Raw genomic sequence first — 6,274 nt, 5'->3', positions numbered from 1 at the left:
AAATCCATTTCCCAAATGTGGGTTCGCTTCGTATTTCTCGATTGCCATTTTCTTGTCTTCTTCAAAGTAGCTGTAAGCAGCCTCTTTTGAATAGAAAATGACCCCTTCGTTCTGTTCGTGTACGTTTGTATGGCTGACCAGATAAATTTCTTGTTTAGCCTCTTCCGCTGGCGCCTGGTTCTGATGAACATCTGCTTTGCTGATTTCATTATCAACCTGGGTTTGTTGCTGGGATTCCTGTTCAGTCTGCTGCATTGCTTTAGACTCAAGCTCCGCTTTATGCTCCAGCAGCATCTGTTGGTATTTCTCAGGGCGCAGAATAATATTCATATCCCGTTCTGCCGCTACAAGAGCACATTCTTTCTTAAACTCTTCGCTTCCGGTAAGTTTGAGCACACCGCCAAACTTCTCTTTCGAATACTCCAGCATGATGCCGATCTCTTCTTTAGAAGGATTCTTTCCGGCAACAACAAAATCACCCTTATCAGTAAATACGGGGGACTCTGTTTTTTGGTCACGATAAACAATCTTGGTTTCTTGTTTATCCATTACAAGATCTTTCAACCTGGTATTTGTTTGTTGCAGTTCCTGCAATCGCTTTTGTGCCTGAACAGCTTTTTCCAGTGATAGCTCTATTTCCGCCCCAGAAATGCTGTTTTCATTTTCTTTATTAAGATAATTTTTGAGTTTATCAATTGCTTTCATAGCATTTTTATCCTCATTCCAGTCTTTATGATACTGGTTGATAAAACTACGTCCCGCAGCATACATATCATCCAGTCGTTCAAGAGTGGTTATTTTCTTATAAACTAAAACACCTTTAGCTACATCACGATTTTCTTTAGGTAAAGAATAAATTTGTTGCCGCATTTCGCGCAATTCATTATACATATTTTTCTTTTCTGCACGAATAATATTCCTTAAAGAAATGTCTGTTTTTTTAAAGGAAGAAAATCTTTCTCTGGATTCTTCATAACTCAGTTTTCTTATTATTGCTACCGGCTCAAACGTTTTTTTCAGACAGTTGTTCTCCATATGTTTTAAGTAAGAAACTTTTTGCATCAGACCATGATAAATTAATATATTTAGTTAAAAAATCAGACGCATTAAGATTTCTGTTGCCAACTGCAAAACGTGGAGAACCATCTTTTGCTTTACTGATTGCATGTTCTCCAGGTACAACATTAAATTCACGTGCAGTCGCAGAAAGAAAACGCTCAGGATCAATTTCCTTTCTGATTTCTGCCATTGTGCTTAAGTCATTACGTTCTGCATCATTATTTAACTTCTGAAATAATGCTTCATGTAATGGCGTTGATATACCGATATTTTTTATTCCTCGTTCTGAGAATCGTCGATCAGCATTCCGTCGCATTGCTGAATCAGAATGCGATCTGTTTTCCATTCTGTTTGCCAGATTACGCTGTTCATTATCCTGCAAAATACGGACAGATTCGGGCGGTTTTCCTCTCCCGTGGATTCCGTAAACCAAACCGCGTTGGGGCAAACGTGGCACGCCGACTCTTGTTTTAGTTCTACTGAATCTGGAAGTTGATTCAATACTGAACTTGTTACCACAAGACCGTCCTTGCGTTCTTTCAGAATTTTTTGTGTTAAGTTTGTATTTTTTGTCATAGTCATCAATCCTGTTTTTTAGGAAACTTTTCTTTTCCGGCTCACTAAGCGCCTTATAGTGCTCACGCGTTTTACTCGATTTTGAATAAATATGTTTTATTTCGTGACTGGTTTTATCAAGCCAGGTACTAACGTTATTGTTAATCTGTGCTGGGGTCGGCTTTACTAAAGGTAGTTCACGTTTTTCTATGAAAGATGAACTAAATAATGGGTTTTTAAAATTAGTATATTTTTTGTCATCTTTAAGGCGCACAGCAAAGTATTGATTAGTCTTCCCCTCATTGCGAATTTTTACATCACCATATTGCATTAATAAATTTTTGAATGCATCCGTCGAGTTAATATTTTCATTTGTAACTCTGGAGAAGACTTCCTTTTTTACTTCATTGTTCCGTTCACGGTATAAATCGCCTTTTACTCGTGACAGCACGTTTGCATAGTTTTCATCACTTACACGAACGGAATCCTTTGGGCTTATCAGGTTATATTTGTTGTTAAGATATTCCTGAACAGAGTCAAGTTGAGTCTGAGTTTTGAGATTTGTCAGATCTCCTGGCGGATTTAATGAGTTCCCTGTGACAAGATTTGTTCTTGGAATGACAATGTGAATATGTGGTTTACGCTCCACAAGTTCACCAGTTTTGTTATCAACAATATTTTTAATTTTTGGAAGATGGGCTTCTGCATAAAAAGAATACTCATCTGTATGATAGGCATTCATGAGCATCTTCCTGAAATCAGAAGTCACGTTTTTCAGTGTTTCTTCTGATATTTCATTTTCTGCAAATGATAATGTGATATGCAGGTATCGCTCCTGCCCTTTATCTTCTATTGATTCAATTATTTTATTTGTTGTAGCCAGATCGCCGTCAATGATAAATCTATGGTCAAGTTCATCACGGGTATACTCACGCTCCGCTTTTCTTCCATTTTCAAGGTATTCTGCAATACCATGATTGCCACCGCCATAGCGTATTATCATTTTAGTGCGCTCTGCAATAAATCACGGATATTTATCAAGGTATTGAGCGCCCTTTCATACAATGAAGATGATATAATTCCCTTGTTATGATCCAGATTTAAACGATGTGCAATCTGATTAAGATTATTGCTTGTTTTGTTCATAAGAAAAAGACAACGCTTGTAATCTGTCGTTGGCTTTGGCTTCACTGGCAATTCACTAATACGATTCAGAATCAGTGCGCGAAAAAACTCGGATTTGCCAATGTCTGTATGCTCCAGCAGCTCCTTGAACGGCTGGTATTCTTCATCGGTTAACCGGATTGATATAACGTTTTTTCTTTCTATCGCCATAACGCCTTTACCTTAAAGTTCGTAGAACTTCCTGAACGGTGCAACCGTTCGGGGTTTCAAAGGGGCATCCCCTTTGGCACGACGATTATACAGGCCATGAAATGGCGTGTATACATCGGTGTCGTGCCTGTGTTTTAGAAAACGATTCAGACTAGACACACAAAACGACACACACAATAGCACCACAGACACACATAATGGCACACAAAAGAACACACACAAAAGCACACAAAAAACCTTGACAACACACAAAATGACACACACAATGTCATACATAAGGACACACACATTGCAATTTAGGGATAGTTTTGTCATATTGGGAGGTAAATATATAGAGGGTAACATATGCAAAGCATCGACGCGTTCTTATCACCACTTTGTGAAGCGATAAGAAATGAAAAACTAAAATCAAAACAAGCTGCATTTAATCTGTACCTTCAAGAGATACTTGAAGCCAAGAAAACATATACCTGGGAACAGATATGCACATATATAAATCAGAATACTGATTCGACGCTGGCTGTACGTGCTTATAGAAATATGGTTGAACGAGCAAAAAAGAAACGCTTGTCACAGGAAAAGAAAAATAACGAATCTGGAGTTGCAAACAAGTTGCCGCCTCAAGGTGACAAATCGACTCAAACAACAAAAGAACCAGCGATAAAAGGTTTTTTCTCTCAAAGAGAAAAAGAGAGAAAACTGGAATATGATGCTTCGGCAACAATGGCAAAATTTGAAGACAAATACAAATAAGGATGAAACATGAATACTTCAATCAATTTTATATTGCAAGGTAAAGGCGGTGTAGGTAAATCTTTTGCCACATCAATACTGTCTCAATATTTTATTGATGAAAAAAAACTTGAAAATGTTGTTGTCGCGGATACAGACCCGGTAAACACAACTACAGCAAAAGTAAAACGCCTTAATGCTGAAATTATCAAGATTGTAGAAAATAACAACATTGTGCAATCAAAATTTGATAGCATGTTTGAATCTATTCTTGAAGGCGGAAACATTAATTTCGTTATTGATAATGGTGCTTCTACGTTCTTGCCATTACTTCAGTATTTCGATGATAACTGTGTAATGGATATGTTCAATGAAGTTGAACAGGATGTTTATATCCATACTATTATTGTTGGTGGTCAGGCACAAGCGGACACAATAGAAGGTTTTGAAAATATCGTTAAACTTGTAAAAGGTACGAAAGTTAAAATAATCGTATGGATTAATGAGTTCCAGGGCGAACCGATACTTTCAGGGAAGCATATAACTGAAACAAACTTTTTTGAAAAAAATAAAGACGTTATTGCTGGCGCAATATTGATCAAAGATCGCAAAAGCGATGCTTTTGATACTGACATAAAAAAATTAACAGCCAATTCAATGACACTGACTGAGGCGCTTGAATCGAAAGAGTTTGGATTAATGGCTAAATCCCGCCTCAAGCGTGTTTTTAACGATGTATATGTACAGCTTGATGCAATCTATGACCCTGAAAGTGTAGAGGCCAATGCATGAGTGATATTGAATTACAACAGCCCGAAAGGGCTGTTCATGAAGCAGAAGATCAGATAAATGATTTTGTTGTTGATGTTTTCAAGAAAACAGGGGTAAGAATATCAAAAGATGATCCTGTACTATCCCTGCTATTTCTCCATGAAAAAATTCAAAAGAGACAATCTGATTTATTAAAAGATGATTTCACCACTTTAGCTGATGCATTCAAGAGTGTATTAAGTTCATTAGAAGAAGAAAATATTCAGCGATTCAGAAAAATTGTAGATACTTGTGGTGATCTTGATAACGAAATAAAAGAAGCCATAGAGCATGGCAAAAATGAAATCAATGAGACAGCAGTCTTAGCGAAGGAAAAATTAAACAATGAAATAATAGATATTATATCCTTACTAAGAAAAAACCAGGAGGAGCTAAACAACTCTTACAAAAAGAGCATTGCTGAATTTTCAAAAAACACAAAGCCATTTAGTAAAAGTACAGCAATAGCATTATGTGTAGCCTGCACCATTGGAATTTCAGCCGCTTTTTCTGGTGCGTTCTGGTATGTTGCGCAATCACAGAAAGAACAGGCGCTACAGTTCTATGCATCCGGCTACATGGATATGCAAAAACTAACAAAAGAAACGATCTCTCTACTACCTAAAGAACAGCAAAAAATTGCAACCGCTAAGTTAAATGCACTGGAAAGCCGCAGTAGGTAAAAAAATCCCCGCATCAAGCGGGGATTTTTCATTTATATGAAAGTTCATGCCGCGCGGCCTGAGCAAGAAAATGGCTACGATCTCTGTAAACACCGCCACTTTCTCTGACAAATCCATCAATACGACGAATCAACACATCAGGCAACGCAATATTAATACGTTGTTGTTTACCTTCAATTTCAGACAAATCAACATCAATTACAAACCAGCTATCGCAGTGACTATAGTCCTGATTTGCGGCATATGTTAAACAGCCGTCATCATGAATATCATCAACAGAATAAGAACCACTTAAAACCATTTCTTCCACGATAGCCAATATCGCTTCTCGCGCCATCACAGGAATTTCTGATTGAGTATCGGCAGCAGAGACACAGCCAAAATCAAAACGATCAAAAGCCGGAACGGTTATACCATATGCCGTATGGTCATCTTTCGGTGTTTCGACACCCACAGAAAAAAACATGATTACCTCCAAAGTCGGCGGGGATTAAATCCCCGCCATTTTTCTGATCGATCTGACAGTACCCAGTGGCAAGTCTTTTTTCGGATGGGGCACAGGAAAAGTTTTTCCTGTTATGGGCGACCACCATATCTGGTGGCTGCTCGCCTTATGCCGCTTCAACTCACAACCAGCAGCTATCAGCTCTTTCAACAGGTCAGCAGATTTCATATGTCCTCCCTAACCTGCCACTAATTATACACACATATACACACAAAAGCAAAAAAGAAGATTAATTCGTGCGTAACTGCTCTATGCAACATTGAAAAAATTCCGCTTCCTCGCCACTAACTCGCTACGCTCGGTCGTTCGGCTGCGGCGAGCGGTTAAAAAAATAAATGGTGTGTATTAATACACAATAAAAAAGGGGGGGAGGAATAATCTCCCCCCTTCACATCAAACTAAAGCATTATCCCGGTTATGCGCCCACCAAATGATTTCGCTAATAATCCATGCTTCTATTGCTGGGGTTTTGACTTGTTCCCCGTTTACAATCCGGTTGGCAAGCTCTATCATTTCGCACACTGACATTTGAAAATCTCCAAAGATACATTTGTCATTGGGTAACAGGCTGCCACAGCTGTCCCCAATGTACCTA

At 38.3% G+C, this 6,274-nt stretch carries 9 protein-coding genes; 3 read left to right on the top strand and 6 right to left on the bottom strand.

Going from position 1 to position 6,274, the window contains the following annotated elements; all coding sequences use genetic code 11:
- From AACU94_RS24255 to AACU94_RS24245, 3 genes are all read right to left on the bottom strand, one after another.
- The coding region (locus AACU94_RS24255; RefSeq protein WP_339379204.1) for an LPD7 domain-containing protein at positions 1–1,062 on the bottom strand (1,062 nt) is incomplete at its 3' end.
- Positions 1,004–2,617, bottom strand: coding sequence for a relaxase/mobilization nuclease domain-containing protein (locus AACU94_RS24250; protein ID WP_240726391.1), 1,614 nt, complete (start codon positions 2,615–2,617; stop codon positions 1,004–1,006). The genes AACU94_RS24250 and AACU94_RS24255, both read right to left, overlap by 59 nt.
- Positions 2,614–2,949, bottom strand: a complete 336-nt coding sequence (locus AACU94_RS24245) for a DUF6290 family protein (RefSeq protein ID WP_135488413.1) — start codon at positions 2,947–2,949, stop codon at positions 2,614–2,616. Before AACU94_RS24245 ends, AACU94_RS24250 begins: the two co-directional genes overlap by 4 nt.
- Positions 2,950–3,294: 345 nt before the next feature.
- Between AACU94_RS24245 and AACU94_RS24240 the strand changes: the two genes are divergently transcribed.
- The 3 genes from AACU94_RS24240 to AACU94_RS24230 are packed head-to-tail and all read left to right on the top strand — an operon-like array spanning position 3,295 to position 5,174.
- Entirely contained in the window at positions 3,295–3,702 is a 408-nt protein-coding gene (locus AACU94_RS24240; RefSeq protein WP_001190619.1) for a hypothetical protein, read from the top strand.
- Between the two features lie 9 nt (positions 3,703–3,711).
- A complete protein-coding gene (locus AACU94_RS24235; protein ID WP_001097937.1) occupies positions 3,712–4,473 on the top strand; it encodes a nucleotide-binding protein in 762 nt (253 codons plus the stop codon).
- Positions 4,470–5,174 carry a hypothetical protein gene (locus AACU94_RS24230; protein WP_080171974.1) on the top strand — a complete coding sequence of 235 codons (705 nt, stop codon included), beginning with the start codon at positions 4,470–4,472 and terminating at the stop codon, positions 5,172–5,174. The genes AACU94_RS24235 and AACU94_RS24230 overlap by 4 nt, the downstream gene beginning before the upstream one ends.
- Positions 5,175–5,202: 28 nt before the next feature.
- Here the strand turns inward: AACU94_RS24230 and AACU94_RS24225 are convergent, their stop codons facing one another.
- The 3 genes from AACU94_RS24225 to AACU94_RS24215 form a co-directional block, all read right to left on the bottom strand.
- Positions 5,203–5,640, bottom strand: a complete 438-nt coding sequence (locus AACU94_RS24225) for a type II toxin-antitoxin system HicB family antitoxin (RefSeq protein WP_000466317.1) — start codon at positions 5,638–5,640, stop codon at positions 5,203–5,205.
- 24 nt (positions 5,641–5,664) lie between these two features.
- Positions 5,665–5,847, bottom strand: coding sequence for a type II toxin-antitoxin system HicA family toxin (locus tag AACU94_RS24220; RefSeq protein WP_000833471.1), 183 nt, complete (start codon positions 5,845–5,847; stop codon positions 5,665–5,667).
- Between the two features lie 225 nt (positions 5,848–6,072).
- A partial coding sequence (locus AACU94_RS24215) for a hypothetical protein (protein WP_205713080.1) occupies positions 6,073–6,274 on the bottom strand: 202 nt, incomplete at its 5' end.

The organism is Escherichia sp. E4702, from assembly GCF_963883545.1.
Taxonomy (GTDB): Bacteria; Pseudomonadota; Gammaproteobacteria; order Enterobacterales; family Enterobacteriaceae; genus Escherichia.
This window is presented reverse-complemented; position numbering and strand designations above follow the sequence as displayed.

Excerpts from the sequence above, each read along its gene's own strand:
- AACU94_RS24235 (WP_001097937.1), top strand. The coding sequence starts at position 3,712 with ATGAATACTTCAATCAATTTTATATTGCAAGGTAAAGGCGGTGTAGGT.
- AACU94_RS24250 (WP_240726391.1), bottom strand. The coding sequence starts at position 2,617 with ATGATAATACGCTATGGCGGTGGCAATCATGGTATTGCAGAATACCTT.
- AACU94_RS24220 (WP_000833471.1), bottom strand. The coding sequence starts at position 5,847 with ATGAAATCTGCTGACCTGTTGAAAGAGCTGATAGCTGCTGGTTGTGAG.
- AACU94_RS24225 (WP_000466317.1), bottom strand. The coding sequence starts at position 5,640 with ATGTTTTTTTCTGTGGGTGTCGAAACACCGAAAGATGACCATACGGCA.
- AACU94_RS24230 (WP_080171974.1), top strand. The coding sequence starts at position 4,470 with ATGAGTGATATTGAATTACAACAGCCCGAAAGGGCTGTTCATGAAGCA.
- AACU94_RS24240 (WP_001190619.1), top strand. The coding sequence starts at position 3,295 with ATGCAAAGCATCGACGCGTTCTTATCACCACTTTGTGAAGCGATAAGA.
- AACU94_RS24245 (WP_135488413.1), bottom strand. The coding sequence starts at position 2,949 with ATGGCGATAGAAAGAAAAAACGTTATATCAATCCGGTTAACCGATGAA.